We start from the raw sequence: 22,647 nt of genomic DNA, 5'->3' as shown, positions 1-22,647 counted from the left end.
AAACATCGCCTTACGATTTGATATGGATCAGCGTTTTTGCGCACCGCACATTAAGTGGCCGTCGCGCGCCGTTCGTTTTACCGATGCGCCTGCTCAGCGACACCGTGGTAACGGCGGAACGCTTCGGAGGGCAGTTCCCCGAACATCATGTTGTAGTCGCGCGCGAAGCGGCCGAAATGCCAGAAGCCCCAGAGAGTCGCCGCCTCCGCGACCGAGCTTTCCGTCTTGATCGCGCGGCGCGCGCCGTTCATGCGAACGGCCCGCATATAAACTGATGGCTTCACGCCGAGCGTGTCCTGAAACGACTGCTGCAGCGCCCGCCGGCTGACACCCAATTCACGACAGAGATCGGCGATCCCTTTCAAATCCTGCGACCATTCCGAAATCAGGTCACGCGCATCGCGGACGATCAGCGCCCGCCTTGCCTGCGGAACGTCGAACCGGTCGCCATAGCCGTGCGCCAGACCGCTGACGATCGCTGCGATCAGATCGCGTGACATCGACGATAGCCGCACCCGGTCTCGAGCCGAAGCATCAGGCTCCGCCAGGATCTCGCAGACATCGAGAAAAATGGAGCGCATGCGATTGAGCGCGGCGATATCCGCGAACCGCAGATGCGGTATTGCGAGCGACGGCATGACGTCCTCGAGTTCGTCATGTGTCAGGGCGCTACGCAGATCGCTTTCGTCCAGCACGAATCCGACGATGTCCAATCCCCGCGGCGAGAAGAATTCGAATTGATCCTTGCCCGAGAACACGTGCAGTTGCTGGCCATTGCAAGACCGCCCGCAAAAGGTGGCGCTGCCATGCAGCGACAGCGGCGCGCCGACGGCGATCGTCCCCTCAGGAAGTGCACCCGTCTGCTGCAAGGAATTGCTGGTGACTTCGCGAAACAATTGAACGCAGTCAATTTGCGTTTCGAGAAACGAGCCATTGAAGCGCCCAGCTGAAATCTGTTCGTAGGTCTGGTTCCAGCCACGCAGCAGAGCCGCTTGCTCGTCGATGTCGGACGTGCTGGCCGCGTGGATAATGGCAGTCTCGCCCGCAGGCACGCTCATCGGAAGTTCGTGAGAGTCGGACCGCAATTCCATCCCGCACAACACCCTATCTCAAGTGCTTCCGATTGCCGTTCGCGCACTGGACTTAAGTCGGCGTGCACGCGTGCCGAAAATGGATAGACGGCATATTAGCGCAGTCCTACCGTCCTACGCTACTCGGAACCAATGCGTTCCGTCGCTCCTTTTGGGGCCAATGATGATGCCGGCAGTAATCGTCACTTGCAGCACTAGGCGTGCCCTTCGGTCCGGCTAGCCGGATGCGCCGCCACTCGGAAAAAATAATAACATTCAAGAGGATTGGGTATGGAGACGACGGGACAGGGTGGAGTCGAATACGACAAAGTCGGTAATGAATACTTCGAGAAAAGGCAGCTGAAGCGCGGCGCAGCCGGATGGCTGCTGCTCGTCGGCCTCGGCGTTGCTTACGTGATTTCAGGCGATTACGCGGGCTGGAACTTCGGCCTCGCGCAGGGCGGCTGGGGCGGTCTGTTCGTGGCGTCGCTGTTGATGGCGACGATGTACACGTGCATGTGCTTCGCGCTTGCCGAACTCGCGACCATCGCTCCAACAGCCGGCGGCGGCTACGGCTTCGCGCGTCGTGCGTTCGGTCCGTGGGGCGGCTTTCTTTGCGGCATCGCCATCCTGATCGAATATGCGATCGCCCCCGCTGCAATCGCAGTTTTCATTGGCGCTTACTGCAATTCGTTGTTCGGCATCGACGGCTGGGTCGTCTATCTGGCCTTTTATGCTGTATTTTTAGGCATCCACCTCTATGGCGCGGGCGAAGCCCTTCGTCTGATTTTCGCGATCACGGCGCTCGCCGTCGTGGCGCTGATCGTCTTCCTGGTCGCGATGATCCCGCACTTCAATGCCGACAACCTGTTCGACATTCCGGTGACCGACGCCGCCGGAGCAAGTCCGTTCCTGCCCTTCGGTTACATCGGCATCTGGGCAGCCATTCCCTACGCCATCTGGTTCTTCCTCGCGATCGAGGGCGTTCCGCTCGCGGCGGAAGAAACCAGCGATCCGAAACGCGATCTGCCGCGCGGCTTGATCGGCGGCATCCTCGTGCTGCTCGCGTCCTGTGCTCTCATCCTGCTGTTCGGACCCGGCGGAGCCGGCGCCGACGCTCTCAAAGCCTCGGGCAATCCGCTCGTCGAAGCGCTCGAGTCGGCGAAAGTCTACGGGGGGCCGACATGGGTCAGCCGCTTCGTCAACTTCGTCGGCCTTGCCGGTCTGATCGCGAGCTTCTTCTCGATCATCTTCGGCTACTCGCGTCTGGTGTTCGCGATGTCTCGCGCCGGTTACCTGCCGCGAGCCCTGTCGCTGACCAACAATCGCAAGACGCCGTACGTCGCGCTCATCGTTCCGGGCATCATCGGCTTCCTGCTGTCGCTCAGCGGCCAGGGCGATCTTCTGATCTTGATCGCCGTCTTCGGAGCGACCATTTCCTATGTGATGATGATGGCGGCGCACATCGCGCTGCGCGTGCGGGAGCCCGATCTCGAGCGTCCATATCGAACGCCGGGCGGCATCCTGACATCCGGCATCGCACTCGTACTCGCGTGCGTTGCGGTCGTCGCCGGCTTCCTCGTCGACCCGCGCGTCGTGATCGGTGCCGCCGTTGTCTATGCGGTATTCATCGCATACTTCGGACTTTATAGTCGCCACCATCTCGTGGCGGCGGCGCCAGGCGAAGAAGAAATTTTCTAAGCTCTCGAACCTCCAGCAACGGCGAGTGTCACATGAGCTACACCTATTCCATCGGAGGACACCGGTTCAGCTTCGAGAACCTCAAGGTCCTCATGGCGAAAGCCACGCCTGCGCGATCCGGCGATTATCTCGCCGGTGTCGCGGCGGGCGACGACGAGGAACGGGTTGCCGCCCAGATGGCGCTCGCCGATGTCCCGCTCAAGGAATTCCTCGTCGATCATCTCATTCCTTATGAGATCGACGAGGTCACGCGTCTGATCATCGACGATCATAATGCCAAGGCGTTCGCGCCCGTTTCGCATTTGACCGTCGGCGCATTTCGAGACTGGCTGCTTTCGGATGAGGCGACGGAACGGTCCCTCGCTATGCTCGCACCCGGACTGACCCCGGAAATGGTCGCGGCGGTTTCAAAAATCTGCCGCGTGCAGGACATGGTTCTGATCGCGCAGAAATGCCGTGTCGTGACCAAGTTCCGCAACACGATCGGGCTCAAAGGTCGACTTTCAACGCGCTTGCAGCCCAATCATCCGACCGACGATCCGACCGGCATCGCGGCGAGCATCGTCGATGGGCTGATGTACGGCAACGGCGACGCCGTGATCGGCATCAATCCCGCGACCGACAGCACCGCCGCCGTCACGACGCTGATCGAGATGCTGCACGAGATTATCCAGCGCTATAACATTCCGACGCAATCGTGCATCCTCACGCACGTCACGACCAGCATCGCCTGCATCAACAAGGGCGCGCCCGTCGACCTCGTGTTCCAGTCGATCGCAGGCTCGGAAGCAGCCAACGGCAGCTTCGGCATCAATCTCGCGATGCTGAAGGAAGGCTACGAAGCGGCGCAAAGCCTGCAGCGCGGCACGGTCGGCAACAACGCCATGTACTTCGAGACGGGTCAGGGCAGCGCGCTTTCCGCCAACGCCCACCACGGCGTCGATCAGCAGACGCTCGAAGCCCGCGCTTACGCCGTTGCCAGAAAATTCGAGCCGCTGCTCGTCAACACCGTCGTCGGCTTCATCGGCCCCGAATACCTTTACGACGGCCGCCAGATTATTCGCGCCGGACTGGAAGATCACTTCTGCGGAAAGCTCCTCGGCGTGCCGATGGGTTGCGACATCTGCTATACAAACCACGCCGAAGCCGACCAGAATGACATGGACACCTTGCTGACGCTGCTCGGCGTCGCCGGCATCACGTTCATCATGGGCATTCCGGGCTCCGACGACATCATGCTGAATTACCAGACGACGTCGTTTCATGACGCGCTCTATGCCCGCAAGGCGCTCGGATTGAAGCCCTCGCCGGAATTCGAAGACTGGCTCTTGAACGTCGGCATTTTCGAGGACGGCGATGCCATGAAACTCTCCGACACGTTGCCCAAACCGTTCCAGCGCGCACTTGCACATCTCCACTGAGGTCAAGCACGGCCATGTCGGATAAAAAGATGCCGGATGAAAAGAAGCCCGTCGTCGTCACCAATCCCTGGGACAAGCTCCGCCAATACACGCCCGCGCGCATCGCGCTCGGGCGCGCCGGCACGAGCCTGCCGACGAAGCCGCATCTGGAATTTCAACTTGCCCACGCCCGCGCACGCAACGCCGTCCACCACGAGCTCGACACCACGGCACTTCAGTCGGCGCTCAAGACGCGCGGTCACGACACGTGCCTCATGCACAGCGCCGCCGCCAACCGTCCGATGTACCTGCAGCGCCCGGACATGGGCCGCCGTCTGGATGAGGAGTCACGCGCCGCGCTGACCGACATGGCGCGCGCAGGCAGCGGTTACGACGTCGTCTTCGTGATCGGCGACGGCCTGTCGTCGTTTGCGATCGAAGAGAACGCCGCTCCGTTCCTCGACGTCATCCTGCCACCGCTCGTCAAGGAAGGCTGGCGCATCGCGCCGCTCGTCATCATCCGCGAAGCCCGCGTCGCCGTCGGCGATGAGATCGGGCAGCTGCTCGGCGCCAAGATGGTCGTTGTTCTGATCGGCGAGCGCCCCGGCCTCAGCTCTCCCGACAGCATGGGCATCTATATGACGTTGAACCCGCGCGTCGGGCTAACCGACGAAGCGCGCAACTGCATCTCCAACGTCCGGCGCGAAGGGCTGAACTACGAAGGCGCCGCCCACAAATTGTTCTACCTGATGACCGAAGCGCGCAAGCGCGGCCTCTCCGGCGTGCACCTGAAGGACGAAGCCGAGGCGCATCAAAGCGCAGTTTCAACGTCGAGCAAGAGCTTCCTGATCGAACCGGATTCATCACCGGGTAGCTGAGCGTGATCGCTTTTCCGCCAACACATCACGCAGCACGACCGCCTGATTGTGCTCGGTATCTTTTGCGCCGTAGAGCAGCGTGACCGGCTCTTTTTTCGCGCGGGCCCGCAATTCGTCCAGCTTATCGCCAAGCTCATGCAGTTCGGCCCGATACTTTTCTTGGAATCCAACCCACCGCGCCGGATCGTGGTTGAACCATTTGCGCAGCGCAGTCGACGGCGCGATGTCCTTCATCCAGAGATCGATCTGCGCGGCGTCCTTGCTGAGTCCGCGCGGCCAAACCCGATCCACCAGCACGCGATATCCGTCAGATTTCTGCGGCGGTTCGTAAATGCGCTTCAGCTGAACTTGCACCATGACGGCCTCTCGCGTTTTGGCTCGACGCTTACCTAAGCGCCAATTTCACGGCATCGCGAAGCTCCGGAACGACCTCGGCTTCGAACCACGGATTCTTGCGCATCCAGATCGTGCTGCGCCAGCTCGGATGCGGCAGCGGAAAGAACCGCGGCGCGTACATTGAAAAATCTCTGACCGTCGCCGTGACCGAAGATGCGCCGCGCAACCCGAGATAACGACGATGCGCATACTGCCCGACCAGCACCGTCAGCTGAACCTCGGGCAAATGCCTGAGCAATCGTTCGTGCCAATGGGGCGCGCATTCCGGCCTCGGCGGATTGTCGCCGCCTGATTTGCCGACGCCCGGATAGCAGAACCCCATCGGCAGCAAGGCAATCTTCGCAGCATCGAAAAACGTATCGCGGTCGAGCCCCAGCCACTCGCGCAGCCGGTCGCCGCTGGCGTCATTCCACGGCACACCCGTCAGATGCACTTTCCGCCCCGGCGCCTGACCGACGATCAACAGCCGCGCGCCGCTTCCGAGCTGCACGACCGGACGCGGACCGAGAGGCAACTCCGCCGCGCAGATCCGGCAGGCGCTGACATCGCGCAACGCTTTCGCCAGGGATGCGGAATTTTTTTGCATCGAAACCGGAATTCAAACGCTCGCCGTCAGGCGATCAATCCATTTGCGCCCAAAATCGCAAGCGGACGAGACTAGTTTACGCAACCCGGCGCGACACTTCGAGCCTGGCGGTGCTCCGATGGCGAATTTCCGTCCAGAGCCGCCTTGATCTATGATGGCCCGACAATGCTCCGTTGACAGTACGTTCGCATGAAATTATCTGCCGCAGACGCAGGGGCGGCGCATTCGTGTATATCATCACGATCACGACCAGCATTCGAGCCAGCATTCGAGAAAGCCGACTGAGGACTGCCGATGACCGCGCGCATTTTCAAGCCAGCCAGATCCGCGATGCAGTCTGGCGAAGCTCGCACCAAAGAGTGGGTTCTGGAGTTCGCCCCGGCGACGCCGCGTGCGGCCGACCCGCTCATGGGATGGACGAGCACCCGCGATACGCAAACGCAGGTGCGGCTCGAGTTCGAAACCAAGGAAGAGGCGATCGCCTACGCCGTGCGCGAAGGCCTGAGTTACTCGCTCGCCGAGCCGAAGCCGCGGAAGCCGATCCGCAAATCCTACGCCGACAACTTCCGCTTCGGACGCGCCACGAACTGGACGCACTGAGCACCCTGCCGTCGCACAGTCCTACGCGTTGATCGGCGACTTTGATCCGCGCATCCCGCGCGGCCGAAAACCGGCCGCGCAACGACGCGGCTCGTAATCACCCGAACAACGCCACCGCTTTCACCAGCGTATTCCAGACGCCCCACAGGAACGGTATTCCAACGGCGAGCCACGCGAGTAAGACCGCAGGGCTGAAGCCGCCGAAGCCGATGCCATGCGAGCCATCCGGCAACGTCGCCGTCGAAGCTTTCGTCTTGAGCGCCGCAAGCTGCTCATCCGTCATCATGTATTTATGATCGACCGGTCGTACGAGCGCGTTGGCGATGAGGCCGATGAGCAGGAAGCCGGTCAGGATATAGAGCGTATAGTCGTAGACGGCGGCGCGCGGCACGCCGGCCGCGATTTCCGCGTCGCGAATGTATCCGATGACCAGCGGCCCCAGAATGCCGGCCGCCGACCACGCCGTCAGGATGCGGCCGTGAATCGCGCCGACGAACTGCGTGCCGAAGATATCGGCGAGATACGCCGGAAGAGTCGCAAAGCCACCGCCGTACATGCTGATGATGATGCACAGCGTACCGACGAACAGCGCCACCGATCCCATGTGCGCCAGCGTCGGCGCCAGTACGTAGAGGATCATGCCCAGAATGAAGAAGGAGAAATAGGTCACCTTGCGCCCGAGGATATCGGACAGCGACGCCCAGGCGAAACGACCGCCGCTATTGAATAGCGACAGGAGGCTGACGAACCCGCCTGCGATACCGGCAATCACAGCATGCTGCGAGGCGTCGAGGTCGCCGAATTTCAAGTCAGGGCGGCCGATCAGCGATCCGCCGAAGATTTCCTGCAGCATCGGCGACGCCATCGACAGCACGCCGATACCGGCCGACACGTTCATCCACAACGCGACCCAGATCAGCCAGAATTGCGGAGTCTTGTGCGCATCGTTGAGATGCACGTGGCCGGTCGTGATGAGCGCGTGCGTTCGCTCCTTGGATTGTGTCCATCCGTCGGGCTTCCAGCCGTCGGGCGGCACGCGGTACCCGAAGGCGCCGCACAGCATGAACACCAGATAGATGCAGCCCATCACGGCCATCGCCTGCGCGACGCCGGACGATTGATCGTCCTTGAAATGGTTCATCAGCAGGATGGCCAGCGGCGAACCGATCATCGCGCCGCCGCCAAAACCCATGATCGCCATGCCGGTGGCCATGCCGCGCCGGTCCGGAAACCATTTGATCAGCGTCGAGACCGGCGAGATGTAGCCGAGCCCAAGTCCGATGCCACCGATTACGCCGAGGCCAAGCCAGAACAGCCAGAGCTGATGAATATAGACGGCGAGCGCCGCGAGCAGGAAGCCGCCGCCCCAGCAGAGCGCCGCAGACACGCCCGCCCGGCGCGGGCCAGCCCGCTCGAGCCAGCCTCCAAACGCCGCGGCCGACAGCCCGAGGAAAACGATCCCGAGTTCGAAGGTCACGAGCAGGCTGCTGACGCGCCAGTCACACGTCGTCGTGAACAGTTCCTGCATCAGCGACATGTCGGGACACGCCACCGGCTTCGAAATGCCGAGAGCCTGCGACAGGGGCAGCCAGAAGACGCTGAGCCCATAGCTCATGCCGATGCAGAGGTGGATCGCAAGGGCGGCGGGGGGCACGAGCCACCGGTTGAAGCCCGCCCGCGCAACGATGCGGCCGCGGTCCAAAAGCCCCGGTGCCTGATCGGACGCCATCGCCGTCATGTTCCCCTCCCCACGATGAATCTGTTCTTTTTCGTTTTTTGCCGGTGTTGTCGCACGGGATCTGCGACACAATCAACAGCGTTGCCGGGCTTGCCGTTCCGAACGATTGATGCCGGCGATGACTTGCGCTCGGGAGCGGCGGCCATTATCGGTTTTTCGCGGCGCTGACGGAGCGTCGTGCCGCCGGTTCGGCTGATAAGGGCGAACTTGTGGCACCGCAGCAATGCGGGATCCCGTAGCTCAGTTGGATAGAGCATCTGCCTTCTAAGCAGAGGGTCGCAGGTTCGAATCCTGCCGGGATCGCCAGCTGCACGCTGGTTCGAGTGTCCGATGAGGTTTTGCTACCCCAGCCCGAGGAACCGCTTGATGCGGTGGCGCGGCGAAACATCGACTCGTCGCAGCTTTGCGCCAAGGCCAGGAACGTGCTGCTCGCGATCACGCGCGACCGCCTGCATATAAATGTCAGCGAAGAATGCCCGCTCCTTGCGCTTCGCAAGATCGATCCTGCCGAGCATTGAGGGCTGATAGGAATTGTCTGTGAAGATCGGCGGGATCTGATCCGTCGCGATCAGAAACATCAGCTTCGTTCGAACGCATTTCTGGCAACGCCCGCAGTTGACGGGCCGCGACTTGCTATCGGTACAAAATGAAATCGCATCGCACGCCATCTTGTTTGCAGCGATGGCCTCGATCTTTTCCGTTCTCGAAAAGTCGCTCGTGACCGTTTTGAGCGACCAGTCGGAACCAGCGAAATACCTGTTCGTGACGTGGTTCGTGCCCCACGGCCACGACATCATGTCTTGCTCCCAGGTGTAGTCGGCCGCGATCTGTACCGTTCCGAAAACATCGGAGAGCAAGCTCGCGCAGCCGGCGAGCGTGAAGCCATGCAAGATGGTTGCTTTGCCGTATTGCGCGACGTCGCTCTTGATCGTCACACGCTCGATTCCAAAATGCTTCAGAAGCGGCTCGGTCTTTCTGACGAGCGCAAGAAAATTGCGGTCATTGTCCGGCTTGTAATCCATTCCGTGGATCGTCAAAGCGCGCGACGGCAGATCGTCTTTTGGCGATGCCATCAAATGGAACGTTGAATCGACGCCGCCCGAATAAAACGCGAGCACACTGCGCTTGCCGCGCTGCGGCGCTACGACCTTCGATGCGTGGATTTTGACGGGCTGCAATACGCCCGGGCTCCACATGGACCAGACGCGGGCGAGCTTTTCTCCATTGGCGATAACGACAGGATCGACCGGGCCATCGATCTCGATATCGCGCCCCGTCAGCATCGCGGTCGGCAGCGTATGCCAGACCGCGAAACTGTGATCGGAAAGCTGCGGCAGTTCCAACCCTTCGACTTGGTAGCTTATCGTCCGGCCGCTGTCCGACAGCCTGACCTGGTTCCCGTCCTGCTCGACCTTCCACATTGCAATCGCCTTTTCCCGTCAATTCCAATCACGACTGCACAAATGGCAGAAGAGCGTCAGGACAATCGGGCTTCTTTCGCCAATGCTCAAGCGCCGTACTGACGGATATTCATAAATGGCAGTTCAGGTCTGGCGCGCCACCAGCAATCGGTGTGCCGCAATGGAACGCGCACCGCTTGCAAACCCGGCGCGACCGGCTGCTGTATCGTCTTAGATATGTCGCTGCCGGGACACGTTACGCGCGCGCGCGTTCAACCGCGATCTGCGCGACCACGTCATCGAAGCACTCCGCAACGGCTTTCTGGGCGTTCGCGACATAGCTTCGGCAACGAGCTTGGTCCGCGTCGCTCCACGTTGCGGCGGCGAACAAACTATCGAGGCGCGTCGTCGACTTCAAAGTTTCCAGGTCGATGAGCTTGTGCGAGAGCTGCGCGTCATCCAGCAAGCTTTCCACTTTGTGCGTGATCGATCGCACCGCCAGAAAAGGGACGCCTAATCTCATGGCGAGACACGCACCGTGGAATCGTCCGGAAACGATGAATTTCGTACCGCCTGCAATAGCGCGAAGAAAAGCGTCCGCTGACCCGACGGAGCATCCGAAACGATCGGCCGTGAAATTTCCAGGCAGCACATTTCCAATTTTGTGCCGCACCTCGTATTTCACGATCCGCATAAAAGCTTTTTTGCTCGAAAAGATCGGCACCTGCGGACGTGTTCTCATCGGCAGAAACGCGGCGTGCGTGCGGCGCGCGAATGCATGAAGCAGCTTATTGACCGAGCCGAGCGTCGAATCCGTGACGATGACTTTCTCGCCCGCGTGCCACTTGATATCTTTTGGCGTTTCGATTGCGAGCGTGACATCGGGACAAAGCTTCGCCGTCGCGCCGTATGACTTCGCCCTCTCGAGACTTCTCGGTTCTCGGCAGAACACGCCGGTCAGAGCGGGAAAGCCTTGAATGACCTCCTCGTCACATTCGTCGATGACGGTATTCACGAGAAAACAGGGAATGCCAATGTCTCGTGCGCGCCGGGCGAATTGGGATATCAAAAGCGCCTTTGGACTTCGAACGTGCAGCGCGCCCTCACCGTTGATGACGACCCCGTCGAATGTACGAAGACGCGCAACGTCGAATTCGGAGCGAACCGGCCCTGCAATGGCGGCATCGGCACCCCGATTAGCCAACTCGCGCACAATGGCTTCCATAACCAGCGTGCTGCCATGGTGACCGACCGCACGCGTGTCGCCCATCACTAAAATCTTAGGACGCCGGCCGCCCACAAAAGATGTTGTTTCTGTAAGCATATCTGGTTGGCAACCCGGCAGCAGCGATAAAGCGTCCGTGCCCGTTCTACGTGACGGGGTGCACCTTGCCAACCACGACGACGCAATCGCCAACAGCGAATTGCCAGATTACATAGGCCGCACCACTATTTGCGTGCCTGAGTACGCAAGCACTCGACGAAGCACACAAAAATCCGGTGCTGAAAAACTGGTCTACTCTTTGCGAAGCGAGAAGATGTAACCGGCCAGATCGCGGATCTCCAATCGCGTGAGACTGAGATTGGGCATCGGCGGATGCGGCTCGGTCAGCCATGTCGTCAGATGATCGAGCGTCTGGTTCGGGCGATTGGCGACGCCTGAAAAGCTGGGCACGTCAGCCTGAACGGGTCGATCCGATGCTTGCCCAATCAAGTGACAACTCGTGCACAGCGTTTTCGCCAGCCGCGCGCCGTTCTCGATATCGGGCTTTGAGGATTCGAGTCGTCCCGGCTCTTCCCGGATGACCGGACCTTGCGGTTCCACTTGCGCGACAGCCGCTGACGAATGCGCCGCGAACGCCAATCCGGCGGCAAACAGGCAAGCAACTGTTCGCGTTGCAATTAGAAATGCGCCCGCCATATTTCCCTCCCGCTGCTGTTCAAGATCAAAACGCTTCTAGGGTGCGCGCGATATGCTGGAATTGATCGAGCGCAAACGCTTTCGAGGGAGACGACATGGGATTCAATCTTCGCGCCGATCGGGTGGCGCTGGTCGCGAGCCTGTTGTTCTGGCTCGGCGGTGGCACGGCCGTTGCTGCGCCCGACACACCGCAAATCGACGGCGCGGCAATCCTCGAAAAGAATTGTTCCCGCTGCCATGCAATCGGCATGACGGGCGACAGTACGCACAAGGAAGCGCCGCCGTTCCGCGAGATCGTCATGCGCTACCCGCCCGAGAACCTCGAAGAGTCCCTCGCCGAGGGCATTGTCTCCGGCCACGCGGATATGCCGGAATTCACATTCTCATCGGAAGAGGTCAGCGCGATCGTCGGCTATTTGAACGATCTCAAAGCTCAGGTCACCGGCAAGTGAGGGGCGACCGCGAGAGCGCCTGAAGCGCGCACTCAATTGAGCGAAAGACTTGGTCGGGGCGACATGATTCGAACACGCGACCCTCTGCTCCCAAAGCAGATGCTCTACCAGGCTGAGCTACGCCCCGACAAAAGACGGGGCTTAGTAGCATGTTCGCCCGCGCGAACAAATGGACATTTGCAGAACGAATAGCCGCGCCCCGGCGGGTGATCGACGCTCCGGCCGGGTCGCAAGCGGTCTCAAGCAGTCGCAGGCGGCCGCGCCGGCCGGAAGTGTCGATCCCGTGCCACGCCCGTCCGGCTGATTGGCATCAGTGGCGACAGTTGCCTTTGCCAAAGCCCCCCTGAAATAGTAGCGAATTGGTGAAGCTCGGCCGCCCCGTCTGGCGGTCCCGTATTGTTCTGTTCCTGTTGGCGTTGCTCGCGAGTGCGTATCGTGAATCTCGTGCGTTCCGTTTTGCCGAATGCGTATGCCGCCAAGGCACGAGGTATCGTGCTCAGCGCAATCGCCCTCAGTGCGTTTTACGTTTATTACCTCGCCGTCGACGCGGACGACGCCATCCCACCGGCCGCAGCCGAAGCGATGCCAATGCCCCCTGTCGTTCGGGCATCTTCGATCACATCTCCGATTTATATCATCCCCGACGCTTCGGCGCAGGAAACGCCACGACCGGCAGCGCCGCCGCGCGCCGAGCTCGCACGCGACTTGCAGGTCGCTCTGGCGAAGGCGCACTGTTACGACGGCCCAGTTTCGGGACGGTGGAGTGCCGCCTCGCAGACGGGCATGAGCGCATTCCTAAGCGTCGCGAATGCTCACATGTCCGTCGACGATCCTGATGAAGCGCTTTTGGCGCTCGTCTCGTCAAATACGGACGTAACGTGCTCGACTCTCCCGACGCGCGTCGCCGATGCGAGCAATATGCATGCGGTCGCGACCTATGATCGAAGCGCCCTGCAAACGAAAGTCGCGATTGCGACTGACGCGCCCGTCGCTTCACCGGCAGGCTCTGTCTCTACAGTTGCGGGCGACGAGCGATCGATGCTGGATCATCCTTGGGCGCAGCCGGAAATGCTCGTGCCCGCCGCTGGGATGACGCCGCCTGCGCCCGCCGTGAGCCCCATCTCGACGAGTAGCACTCGCCCGGCAGGTCGCGAGGCAATCCAGAGCGTAGAAGATCCGAAGCCCGGCATCGCCGCCGAGCCTCCTCCGCCAGTCGCGACCGTGACGAAGGTCAGCACCGCCGCGAGCGAGCAATCCGGATTGCGCTTTGAGGGCGGCAGCGTCATCGCGGACGAAAAGCCGGAACTCACGCCCGTACCGCGTGCGGCCCTGAGCCAGCCCGCGGCCGTCAACGACGCGACGGAGTCAAGTCCGCCGGCAAAAGTCGTCACCCAGCGCAAGAAGACTACGAAGCGCCGGGCTCCACGGCCCGATGACTCGGGCTTCGGCGTAAGCTTGGATTCAATTCAGCGATCGCTGACGTCACTGTTTAACTGATGCGACCGAAACACCTCACATCCGCAAACCGAAGGCTAACGCTTTGCGCCTTTGAATAGCGGATAGATCACCTTGTCGCCCGCCTTGATGCCAAGTCGCGCGGCCGTCCCAGCCTGCAACTCAAGCACGGCCGCCACAGCAACCCTCGACGAGATGACCCGATCTGAAAGCGGCTCGGCGCGTTCCTCGATGCGCGCAATAGTGCCGTTCGCGCGGATGAACACCATGTCGAGCGAGATGTAGGTGTTGTGCATCCACATCGAGATTTCGCGCTCGACGCCATACGGGAACAGCATGCCTTCGCTCTCGCCGATGCTGGTGCGATACATCAGACCGAGACGCTTTTCCTGCTCGCTGGAGGCGACCTCGATATCGAAGGCGTGGCCTTGTCCGCCCGCCGCCGGCTCGATCGTCAGCTTGTCCCGCCGCATCTTGGCGTAGGCCGGCGTGACGAACTCGAGAAGCCCCGCTTCCCGGAGCGCAGGAAGGCTCGCTCCCGCAAAAGCGAAAAGGGCCACGCAGATGGCGGCCCTTTTCGTAAAACTCGCTGACACGATCGTCATGAATCCCGCGTTTAATTCCGCGACGGCAGTCCTGTCGACACGCCATCCGGGCGAAGCTCAGCAGCCATGCAGCCCTTCGAACCGTAGCCCCAGCGGACCTGAACGATCTGACCGGGACGAAGCTCGGTAAAGCCGAAGCGCCGCAACGTCTCCATATGGCAGAAGATATCAGGCGTGCCCTCGCCGCGTGTCAAGAAGCCGAAGCCCCGGACGCGATTGAACCACTTCACGTAAGCCCGTTCCCAATCGCTTTCAGGCTGCACGATGACGTGCGTGCGCTGCGGGAGCTGAGAGGGGTGGATGGCCGTGCTTTCATCCATGCTGAGAATGCGGAAAGCCTGCATTCCCTTGGAGCGGCGCAGAACTTCGCAGTGAACGCGTGCGCCTTCATATGCGGTCTGGAAACCGCCAGCGCGCAGGCACGTCACGTGCAGAAGAATATCAGGCAGTCCGTTGTCCGGGACGATGAAACCGAATCCCTTGGAAGCGTCGAACCATTTTATCATTCCAGCGACCTCGAAAACCTCGATCGCCGCGTCGTCCATCACTTCCGGTCCGGCCGAAACCGGTTGTAGATCATCCAGAAGACCGGGACGCTTTGTATCCCCCATCACTTGATACCCCGCATACTGTGCGTCAAACGATTATGACAGCTCGCGTCCGAAGCTTCGGTGATCGGTTCTGGAAGAGCCCTCTTCAGAATCGAACACCACCGCATCATCGCGAAGCGGCACGAAACATAACACCGGCTCTGCGCAGGGCCAGCGGCATTTTTTTGGCCCGCCTCTTGACGCTTGTTTCCCCTGATTCAATCCACATTCGATGACGCACCTTAAGCGTATGATCGGACAGCGATAAAATCGAATTTCGATTCATCCCCAGTTTCGCACGGGCACATGTTTGCGCTGCAAAGCCATCCACACCACCACATTCGTCAAGTGTGCACGAATTGCGTTTTCACTGATTCGATTTTTACGCACGAATAGCGATGCTTTTGAACGCTCGCTCGCGATGCGCTCGCCGATTTTTCCAAAGGTCTTGCACAGGCGGCAAAAAATGACACTGACATCGTCCGGACACGCCGTGCGCGATTCGAAGTCGAGTGTGGCAATGCTGCCGCTCACGGCGTGGCGCTCGATGCCAAACCTCGACAGCGCCGCCAAAATTCGCAATCCCAGACGCAACATCCGTGCGACGCTTCACACACGGTGTCCGCTTCGTCTGCTTGGTTCGGAGGATTTCAGCGTTGGTTCCCACGCAATGCAGGAAGAAAACATCGCGACTCACGAACGTGACGAACAACGCTCTGGACGTTGATCACAGCACGGATGCTTTCGGCATGGGCTCATTATGACGGTCGCGCCTGAAACCTCGCGGAAGGTCGCCATCGTCGGCGCCGGGCCAGCCGGACTTTTCGCAGCCGATATCATCGCCGCGCGTGGACACCACGTCACCATCTACGAACGGATGGCATCGCCAGCGCGAAAATTCCTGCTCGCCGGGCGCGGCGGCTTGAACCTCACGCACAGCGAGAACACCGCCGCCTTCCTCGACCGTTACGGCGACGACGCGCGTTGCGTGCGCGCGGCCGTCGAACGCTTCCCTCCCGAAAAGCTGATCGCATGGGCGAACGGCCTCGGCGCGGAGACGTTCGTCGGCAGCAGCGGCAGAGTTTTTCCGCGCGCGATGAAGGCGTCACCCTTGCTTCGCGCGTGGCTCCGCCGTCTCACTGGTCTCGGCGTGACGATCAAGACCCGGCATCGCTGGACGGGCTTCACGCCGTCGGGCGGCCTGCAGTTCGAACTCGCAGACAAATCGCAGATCGAAGTCGATGCCGACGCCGTTTTGCTCGCACTCGGCGGGGCGAGCTGGCCGAAACTCGGCTCCGACGGATCGTGGGTCGAACCCTTCAAACAGACCGGAATTGACGTGACGACTCTCGCGCCCGCCAACTGCGGCGTCATTGTTCCGTGGTCTGACATCTTCCGCACGCGCTTCGAAGGCTCCGCCCTGAAGCGCATTGCGCTGACGATCGACGGCACGACCCGGCGCGGCGAGGCGATCGTCACGCGCGACGGCCTCGAAGGCGGGGCCGTCTATGCCCTCGGCCCATATATACGTGCAGCCCTTGGCAGAGATCGGACCGCAACGCTGCTCGTCGACCTCAAACCGGACATGACGCATGCCGACCTCGTCGCGCGCCTCGCTCGGCCGCGCGGCAAGGACACCGTGACGAACTTCCTCCGCAAGGCCGTCCATCTCGACGCTGCCGCAGCCGGGCTGTTGCGCGAGGCCGGATTGCCGGACGGGGTGGACGCGCTCGCGACGCGGATCAAGGCCGTTCCAATCCAGATGACGGGTCTCGCCCGGATCGAGCGCGCGATCTCAACGGCGGGTGGAGTTGCATGGCAATCTCTGACCGGCGGCCTGATGCTCTCGACGCGGCCGGGCGTATTCCTCGCTGGAGAGATGCTGGACTGGGAAGCGCCAACGGGCGGCTATTTGCTGCAGGCGACCTTCGCAACATCAGCCGTCGCCGCAAATGGTTTGCTCGATTGGCTGCGCACGCAGGATTAACCCGTCCTCAAAGCGCGCCTCCGGACACGCCTATGCTCAGGCGTCGACAAAATGGAAAACGGCAATAAGCGCCGATCACAGAAATAATATCCTATTCAAGTTTAGTTATATGGCTTCTCATGGGAAAAATATTCCCATATGGTGGGTTCAACCGGAGGCCCTTTATGACTTTGTTCGAAGCAACCGCGTCCCCCGCTAGCGGAGGGGCGAGCGACCCTCATGCCGCGACGCAGCAGGCGACGGCTGCCGACCTCGATCGGGTCCTGGGCGACCTGCCGACGCTCGGCGAGCGGATCAAAGCCATTCGCGCAGCCATCGACGGCACGATCGCGTTCTCGACCAGCCTCGGCATCGAGGATCAGGCGATCACCCACGCCATCGCCGAGACCGGTGCCGAGATCGACATTTTCACCCTCGATACCGGACGCCACTTCCCGGAGACGCTCGACACCCTGTTCGATACCGAAGGCAAATACGGCCTACGCATTCGCGTCATGTATCCCGACGCCGCGGAAGTCGAAGACCTGGTCGCCAACGACGGCATCTACGGCTTCCGGTACTCGGTCGACGCACGCAAGGCATGCTGCGAGGTACGCAAGGTGCGTCCGCTCAACCGCGCGCTGAACGGCGCGGCGGCCTGGGTCACGGGACTTCGACGCGAGCAATCGCAAGGCCGCGCCCACGTGCACTTCGCGACCTATGACCCGGCGCAGAAGCTCATCAAGCTCAATCCGATCGCCGACTGGTCGCTCGCGACGCTCGAGGATTACGTCGCGACGAACAAGATCCCCGTCAACGCGCTGCACGCGAAAGGCTTCCCGTCCATCGGCTGCCAGCCCTGCACGCGCGCCATCAAACCGGGCGAGGATATTCGTGCCGGTCGCTGGTGGTGGGAAAGCGAAGACAAGAAAGAATGCGGACTTCATACGCAACGTGAAGATCCGGGATTTGAAGAAAAGGATCACGCCGCATGACGGCCTCACCTTCCCATCTCGATCTCCTTGAAGCGGAGAGCATCCATATTTTCCGTGAGGCTGCGGCGCAGTTCCGCAAGCCCGTGCTGATGTATTCGATCGGCAAGGACTCGACCGTTCTGCTGCATCTCGCGCGCAAGGCGTTCCATCCGCAGAAGCTGCCGTTTCCGCTGCTGCACGTCGACACGACGTGGAAGTTTCGCGACATGATCAAATTTCGCGACCAGCAGGCGAAGGAGCTTGATCTCGATCTCATCGTCCACACCAACGAGGACGGCATCAAGCGCGGCATCAATCCGATCGATCACGCTCCGTCCATTCATACCGACGTTCTGAAAACGCAGGCACTGAAGCAGGCGCTCGACAAATACGGGTTCGACGCAGCATTCGGCGGCGCCCGCCGCGACGAGGAAGCGAGCCGCGCGAAGGAACGCGTCTTTTCGTTCCGTGCGAGCGGCCATCGCTGGGACCCGCGCCGCCAGCGTCCGGAGATGTGGAATCTGCTGAATGGCCGCCTCGGCACAGGCGAAACGGTTCGCGTGTTTCCGATGTCGAATTGGACGGAGAAAGACGTCTGGCGCTACATCCTGCGCGAGAAGCTCGATGTCGTGCCGCTCTATTTCGCCGCCGAACGCCGGACCATCGTCCGCAACGGACAGATCTTGATGCAGGACGATGACCGCCTGCAGCCGCGCCCCGGCGAGAAAGTCGAAACGCGCAGGATCCGCTTCCGTACGCTCGGCTGTTATCCGCTGACGGCCGCTGTCGAATCCGACGCCGACACGATCGAAGCCGTCGTCGCCGAGACCATCAACGCGCAAACCTCCGAACGCCAGGGCCGCCTGATCGACCACGATCAGGCCGGCGCAATGGAAAAGAAAAAGCAGGAAGGCTATTTCTGATGTCCATCCACGCTCTCAAAACCAATCCTGGCCTGCAGACGCCTGCGCGTGCGCAAGACGTGCCGAACCTCGTTCGCGAACTTGGCGGCATCACGCATCTTCTGACCTGCGGTTCCGTTGACGACGGCAAGTCGACGCTGATCGGGCGCCTGCTCTGGGATGCCTCCGATCTTTACGAAGATCAGCGCGAGAACGTTCGCCGCTCGGGACGCAAGGCCGCCGGCACCGATCTTCCCGACTTCTCGATGTTGCTCGACGGTCTGGTGGCCGAACGCGAGCAAGGCATCACCATCGACATCGCCTGGAAGTATTTCGATACCGATACGCGCCGCTTCGTCATCATCGACTCGCCAGGCCATGAGCAGTACACGCGCAACATGGCGTCGGGGGCTTCCCATGCCGACGTTGCGATCGTGCTCATCGATGCGCGATCCGGCGTCAAGAAACAGACCAAGCGTCATACGGCGATCCTCGACCTCGTCGGCGTGAAACACGTCATTCTCGCCGTCAACAAGATGGATCTCGTCGGCTGGTCGGAAGACGTGTTCCGCAAAATCGAAGACGATTTCCGCACGCTGTGCTGGAAGTTCAACTTCTGGGATTCGACCGCGATCCCGCTCTCGGCCGTTTTCGGTGACAACGTTTCGGCGCCCTCCACGAACATGAGCTGGTATTCGGGCCCAACGCTCATTCAGCACCTCGAGAAAGTGCCGAGCCGCGTCAACGAGGCGGGCTCCGTCTTCCGCTTTCCCGTGCAGATGGTGCTTCGCGACGGCCAGGATTTCCGCGGCCTCGCAGGCACGGTCGCCTCCGGCACGGTGAGAGTCGGCGATACCGTCACCGACGCGCTCAGCAACGCCAGCGGCAAGGTCGTCCGCATCGCGACGTTCGATCGCGATCTGCAAAGCGCGTCCGCCGGCGAAGCGGTTTCGCTGCAGCTCGATGTCGATATCGACGTCTCGCGCGGCGCCGTGCTTTCCGCGCCGGAAATGCGCCCCGTCGCGGCGCAAACGCTCGAAGCGCGGTTCGTCTGGCTTTCGGAAGACGCGTTCAGTCCGACAGCCGGTTATCTCGTTCGCACGGCGACCGACCTGATTCCGGTTTCCAACATCGAGATCAAAGCCCTGCTCGATCTCGAAACGATGGCGTCGCGCCCAGCCCGCGCGTGCTCGGCGAACGATATCGCCATTGCGAAAATCTCGCTCGGCCGCGCCGCGGCGATCGACGTTTTTTCGGAAACGCCGGAAACCGGCCAGCTTCTGCTCGTCGATTCCGTTTCGGGTGCAACGGTCGCTGGCGGCATCGCGACATCCGTCGATGCCAAGGCCGAAACTCCGTCCGAAGGTCACTTCGTTCTGAAGCGCGATATGCTCGCCAACGGCTTGAACCGCGATCTCTCGATGAACTCGAAGGATCGTGAAGAGTTCATGCGCCGCGCAAACGAGGTCGCGATCATTCTGCGTTCGGCTGGCGTATCGGTCGCCATCGAGCCACCGCCGCCGCTGGACGACGGCCTCGATCCGGGACTCTGATCTTCACTCGTAGCCGATCAAGGAAACCGCGAGACAGCTTCCACCACACCGACACCAAAACAGCGAGGATTCTGCAATTGCAGCCCTCGCTATTCTCGCGTACCTCAATCTTTCGCTTTTTTTCGGACCAAAATGCCTGACGTCGATCTCCAAACACTTTGGCCGATGATCATCTCCGGCGGCTTCGTCGTCGGATTTCTCGTTGGGTTGACCGGCGTCGGCGCCGGCTCGCTGATGACTCCGTTTCTGATCACGAAGATCGGGATCTCTCCGGCGCTTGCCGTCGGCACCGACCTGCTGTTCGCATCGATCACGAAGGCATCCGCCGCCTGGCCGCACCACAACTTCGGCAACGTCAACTGGCGGCTCGTCGCCTGGCTCGCGGCGGGCAGCGTGCCGGGCTCGCTTGCGATGCTGGCCATTCTGCACGTGCTCGACCCCGATACCGCGCGCCTCGCCGCGCTTATTAAGCACGCACTGATAGCGGCTCTCGTGATCAGCTCGCTCGCGATCATTTTTTATCCGCTCATCACGCGGCGCGGTGCGCAGGTGGTCGAGCCGACCGACGTCCCGGTTCGCCATCTCTCCACGCTGCTGCTCGGTCTCTGCCTTGGCTCGATCGTGACGCTGACGTCCGTCGGCGCCGGCGCGATCGGCGTCGTTATCCTGACGCTGCTCTATCCGACGCTCAGAACGCGCCGCTTGATCGGCACCGACATCGTGCACGCCGTGCCGCTGACGCTGGTCTCGGGCCTCGGCCATATGTCGATCGGCAACACGAGCTTTGAATTGCTCGGGCTGCTGCTCGTCGGCTCGATCCCAGGCATCGCCATCGGATCGCGCCTGACGGGCCGCTTGCCGGATTGGCTGCTGCGCCTGTTCCTGGCGACGATCCTCTGCTTCGCAGCTTATCAGCTCGCGCAAAAGCTCTAGCGGACGAGCCCCGGCCGTGTTTCAGCCGGGAACCTGAAGCTGCATCGTGCGATTGCCGCGCTTGACCGCGACCTGCCACATGCGCTGCCGCTCAGCGACGGCATGTTCGGCATCGATCACGTTGGCAATCTTCTTGCCGCCAATCGACACGATGATGTCGCCCGGCTGGAATCCGAGACTTTGCGCAACCGATCCATTGCGCACCGACGTGATCACAACGCCCTCGGTCTCATCGATGCTGAGTTCGTCGGCGACCGACGGCAGGATGTTCGAAACGCGCGCGCCGTCGAGCGGATTGTTGCCCGAGAGATTGCGGGCATCGTCCTTTTCCGGCTTCGGAGCGACGACCAGAGGCAGCGGAATATCGACCGGCTGGTTCTTGCGAATGACGCTGAGATGCGCCGTCTGACCGATGCCCTTGGTCGCAAGACGATAATAAACCGCGCGCGCGTCGGCGACTTCAACGCCGTCGACATTCGTGATCACGTCGCCTTCGCGCAACCCGGCATCCGCTGCCGGACCTTTGTTGTAGAGCCTTGTCACCACCGCGCCCGCAACGCGATTGAGACCGAGCCCTTCCGCAAAATCATGCGACATCGCTTCGAGCTTCGCGCCGATCCACGGCCGCTCGACCTTGCGTCCGTTGGCAGCGCTTTCAGCATAGACGCGAACGAGGTTCGAGGGAATGGCGAAGCCGATGCCGACCGATCCTCCCGACTGCGAATAGATCATCGTGTTGATGCCGACGAGACGGCCGTTCATGTCGACGAGCGCGCCGCCGGAGTTGCCGGGATTGATCGCGGCGTCCGTCTGAATGAAAACCTGGCTGTCCGACGCCGCCATTTCCGATCGCGACAGCGCGGACACGATACCGCTCGTCACGGTCTGGCCGACGCCGAACGGATTGCCGATCGCAAGCACGAGATCGCCGACATCGAGCCGGTCTGAATCATCGAACTGCAGAAACGGAAACTTGCCGTCGCCGCCTTCGATCTTCAGGACGGCGATATCGGCTTTCTCATCCTTGCTGATGACTTTCGCATCGTACTCGCGACGGTCCGACAGCGCGACGCGGATTTCCGTTTCGCCTCGTCCCCTGACGACGTGATTATTCGTAACGACAAGGCCATCCGGATTGACGATGACGCCCGAGCCGAGCGAACTCATGACGCGTTCCGTCGGCTGACCGAAAGCATCGCCGAAGAAACGGCGAAACCACGGATCGTTCGCGAAGGGCGACGCGATCGTTTGCACGTGCGTTCTGACGTAGACGTTGACGACGGCAGGCGCGGCCTTGCGGACGATCGGCGCGTAAGAAAACTGGATCGCCTCGCGCGACGGCGGCGCGACTTTCTCCTGCGCAAGCGCGGTGCTCGGAGGGGTCTTCGGCGCAAGCGCAAAAACGCCGGCGACTGCCGCAAGCCCGATCATCACTACCCGTTTTTTCATCATCATCCGAATGCTCCACATGAGCGCGATTGCAGGTGCCGCCGGGACAATCCGTCGGCGGCCAGACTCGTATGGCAG

At 61.3% G+C, this 22,647-nt stretch carries 22 protein-coding genes and 2 tRNA genes; 12 read left to right on the top strand and 12 right to left on the bottom strand.

The annotated features are described in order from the left end of the window. Positions 1 to 77 precede the first annotated feature (77 nt). Positions 78 to 1,058 carry a helix-turn-helix domain-containing protein gene (locus HDEN_RS05270; RefSeq protein WP_245256734.1) on the bottom strand — a complete coding sequence of 327 codons (981 nt, stop codon included), beginning with the start codon at positions 1,056 to 1,058 and terminating at the stop codon, positions 78 to 80. Between the two features lie 303 nt (positions 1,059 to 1,361). Between HDEN_RS05270 and eat the strand changes: the two genes are divergently transcribed. The 3 genes from eat to eutC are packed head-to-tail and all read left to right on the top strand — an operon-like array spanning position 1,362 to position 5,049. Next, complete coding sequence (gene eat / locus HDEN_RS05265; RefSeq protein ID WP_013215093.1) at positions 1,362 to 2,771, top strand: ethanolamine permease; 1,410 nt, start codon at positions 1,362 to 1,364, stop codon at positions 2,769 to 2,771. Between the two features lie 32 nt (positions 2,772 to 2,803). Beyond that, positions 2,804 to 4,192 (top strand): ethanolamine ammonia-lyase subunit EutB, encoded by a 1,389-nt coding sequence (locus tag HDEN_RS05260; protein WP_013215092.1) that lies wholly within the window; start codon positions 2,804 to 2,806, stop codon positions 4,190 to 4,192. 14 nt (positions 4,193 to 4,206) lie between these two features. Beyond that, positions 4,207 to 5,049 (top strand): ethanolamine ammonia-lyase subunit EutC, encoded by an 843-nt coding sequence (eutC, locus tag HDEN_RS05255; RefSeq protein WP_013215091.1) that lies wholly within the window; start codon positions 4,207 to 4,209, stop codon positions 5,047 to 5,049. On the opposite strand, the gene HDEN_RS05250 is transcribed toward eutC, so the two are convergent. Then, a complete protein-coding gene (locus tag HDEN_RS05250) occupies positions 5,035 to 5,406 on the bottom strand; it encodes a DUF488 domain-containing protein (protein ID WP_013215090.1) in 372 nt (123 codons plus the stop codon). The two genes, eutC and HDEN_RS05250, sit on opposite strands and share 15 nt — an antisense overlap. Before the next feature lie 28 nt (positions 5,407 to 5,434). Continuing rightward, positions 5,435 to 6,031, bottom strand: coding sequence for a uracil-DNA glycosylase family protein (locus HDEN_RS05245; protein ID WP_013215089.1), 597 nt, complete (start codon positions 6,029 to 6,031; stop codon positions 5,435 to 5,437). A 294-nt stretch (positions 6,032 to 6,325) separates the two neighbouring features. Here HDEN_RS05245 and HDEN_RS05240 point away from each other — a divergent pair, with 294 nt between their 5' ends. Then, positions 6,326 to 6,631 carry an ETC complex I subunit gene (locus HDEN_RS05240; protein WP_013215088.1) on the top strand — a complete coding sequence of 102 codons (306 nt, stop codon included), beginning with the start codon at positions 6,326 to 6,328 and terminating at the stop codon, positions 6,629 to 6,631. A 97-nt stretch (positions 6,632 to 6,728) separates the two neighbouring features. Here HDEN_RS05240 and HDEN_RS05235 read toward each other — a convergent pair whose 3' ends face one another. Continuing rightward, the gene (locus HDEN_RS05235; protein ID WP_013215087.1) at positions 6,729 to 8,369 is read right to left on the bottom strand and encodes an OFA family MFS transporter; all 1,641 of its coding nucleotides are present in this window, start codon (positions 8,367 to 8,369) and stop codon (positions 6,729 to 6,731) included. A 229-nt stretch (positions 8,370 to 8,598) separates the two neighbouring features. Between HDEN_RS05235 and HDEN_RS05230 the strand changes: the two genes are divergently transcribed. Further along, a tRNA-Arg gene (locus HDEN_RS05230) sits at positions 8,599 to 8,675 on the top strand. Positions 8,676 to 8,710: 35 nt separating this feature from the next. Here the strand turns inward: HDEN_RS05230 and HDEN_RS05225 are convergent. The 3 genes from HDEN_RS05225 to HDEN_RS05215 form a co-directional block, all read right to left on the bottom strand. Beyond that, a complete protein-coding gene (locus tag HDEN_RS05225; RefSeq protein ID WP_013215086.1) occupies positions 8,711 to 9,790 on the bottom strand; it encodes a hypothetical protein in 1,080 nt (359 codons plus the stop codon). A 235-nt stretch (positions 9,791 to 10,025) separates the two neighbouring features. Next, entirely contained in the window at positions 10,026 to 11,186 is a 1,161-nt protein-coding gene (locus tag HDEN_RS05220; protein WP_245256733.1) for a polysaccharide pyruvyl transferase family protein, read from the bottom strand. A gap of 99 nt (positions 11,187 to 11,285) precedes the next feature. Then, entirely contained in the window at positions 11,286 to 11,690 is a 405-nt protein-coding gene (locus tag HDEN_RS05215; RefSeq protein WP_013215084.1) for a c-type cytochrome, read from the bottom strand. 95 nt (positions 11,691 to 11,785) lie between these two features. Here HDEN_RS05215 and HDEN_RS05210 point away from each other — a divergent pair, with 95 nt between their 5' ends. After that, positions 11,786 to 12,142: a c-type cytochrome gene (locus HDEN_RS05210; protein WP_013215083.1), complete on the top strand. Its 357-nt coding sequence runs from the start codon at positions 11,786 to 11,788 to the stop codon at positions 12,140 to 12,142. A 50-nt stretch (positions 12,143 to 12,192) separates the two neighbouring features. Here HDEN_RS05210 and HDEN_RS05205 read toward each other — a convergent pair. Next, positions 12,193 to 12,269, bottom strand: a tRNA-Pro gene (locus HDEN_RS05205). Positions 12,270 to 12,568: 299 nt separating this feature from the next. Between HDEN_RS05205 and HDEN_RS05200 the strand changes: the two genes are divergently transcribed. Beyond that, positions 12,569 to 13,639: a hypothetical protein gene (locus tag HDEN_RS05200; protein ID WP_245256732.1), complete on the top strand. Its 1,071-nt coding sequence runs from the start codon at positions 12,569 to 12,571 to the stop codon at positions 13,637 to 13,639. A 35-nt stretch (positions 13,640 to 13,674) separates the two neighbouring features. Here HDEN_RS05200 and HDEN_RS05195 read toward each other — a convergent pair whose 3' ends face one another. From HDEN_RS05195 to HDEN_RS18125, 3 genes are all read right to left on the bottom strand, one after another. Beyond that, positions 13,675 to 14,157 (bottom strand): DUF192 domain-containing protein, encoded by a 483-nt coding sequence (locus HDEN_RS05195; protein WP_245256731.1) that lies wholly within the window; start codon positions 14,155 to 14,157, stop codon positions 13,675 to 13,677. Positions 14,158 to 14,213: 56 nt separating this feature from the next. Then, positions 14,214 to 14,813, bottom strand: coding sequence for a cold-shock protein (locus tag HDEN_RS05190; RefSeq protein WP_013215080.1), 600 nt, complete (start codon positions 14,811 to 14,813; stop codon positions 14,214 to 14,216). Positions 14,814 to 15,074: 261 nt separating this feature from the next. Next, the gene (locus HDEN_RS18125; RefSeq protein ID WP_150103194.1) at positions 15,075 to 15,389 is read right to left on the bottom strand and encodes a hypothetical protein; all 315 of its coding nucleotides are present in this window, start codon (positions 15,387 to 15,389) and stop codon (positions 15,075 to 15,077) included. A gap of 163 nt (positions 15,390 to 15,552) precedes the next feature. Here HDEN_RS18125 and HDEN_RS05180 point away from each other — a divergent pair, with 163 nt between their 5' ends. From HDEN_RS05180 to HDEN_RS05160, 5 genes are all read left to right on the top strand, one after another. Next, a complete protein-coding gene (locus HDEN_RS05180) occupies positions 15,553 to 16,779 on the top strand; it encodes a BaiN/RdsA family NAD(P)/FAD-dependent oxidoreductase (RefSeq protein WP_013215078.1) in 1,227 nt (408 codons plus the stop codon). A 164-nt stretch (positions 16,780 to 16,943) separates the two neighbouring features. Continuing rightward, positions 16,944 to 17,753, top strand: a complete 810-nt coding sequence (locus HDEN_RS05175) for a phosphoadenylyl-sulfate reductase (protein ID WP_013215077.1) — start codon at positions 16,944 to 16,946, stop codon at positions 17,751 to 17,753. Further along, positions 17,750 to 18,655 carry a sulfate adenylyltransferase subunit CysD gene (gene cysD / locus HDEN_RS05170; protein ID WP_013215076.1) on the top strand — a complete coding sequence of 302 codons (906 nt, stop codon included), beginning with the start codon at positions 17,750 to 17,752 and terminating at the stop codon, positions 18,653 to 18,655. Before HDEN_RS05175 ends, cysD begins: the two co-directional genes overlap by 4 nt. Continuing rightward, entirely contained in the window at positions 18,655 to 20,187 is a 1,533-nt protein-coding gene (locus HDEN_RS05165; protein ID WP_013215075.1) for a GTP-binding protein, read from the top strand. The genes cysD and HDEN_RS05165 overlap by 1 nt, the downstream gene beginning before the upstream one ends. Before the next feature lie 132 nt (positions 20,188 to 20,319). Next, positions 20,320 to 21,120: a sulfite exporter TauE/SafE family protein gene (locus tag HDEN_RS05160; RefSeq protein ID WP_013215074.1), complete on the top strand. Its 801-nt coding sequence runs from the start codon at positions 20,320 to 20,322 to the stop codon at positions 21,118 to 21,120. 21 nt (positions 21,121 to 21,141) lie between these two features. On the opposite strand, the gene HDEN_RS05155 is transcribed toward HDEN_RS05160, so the two are convergent. Further along, a complete protein-coding gene (locus HDEN_RS05155) occupies positions 21,142 to 22,572 on the bottom strand; it encodes a Do family serine endopeptidase (RefSeq protein ID WP_013215073.1) in 1,431 nt (476 codons plus the stop codon). Between the last annotated feature and the right edge of the window lie 75 nt (positions 22,573 to 22,647).

Origin of the sequence: Hyphomicrobium denitrificans ATCC 51888 (assembly GCF_000143145.1) — a bacterium.
Taxonomy (GTDB): Bacteria; Pseudomonadota; Alphaproteobacteria; order Rhizobiales; family Hyphomicrobiaceae; genus Hyphomicrobium_B; species Hyphomicrobium_B denitrificans.
This window is presented reverse-complemented; position numbering and strand designations above follow the sequence as displayed.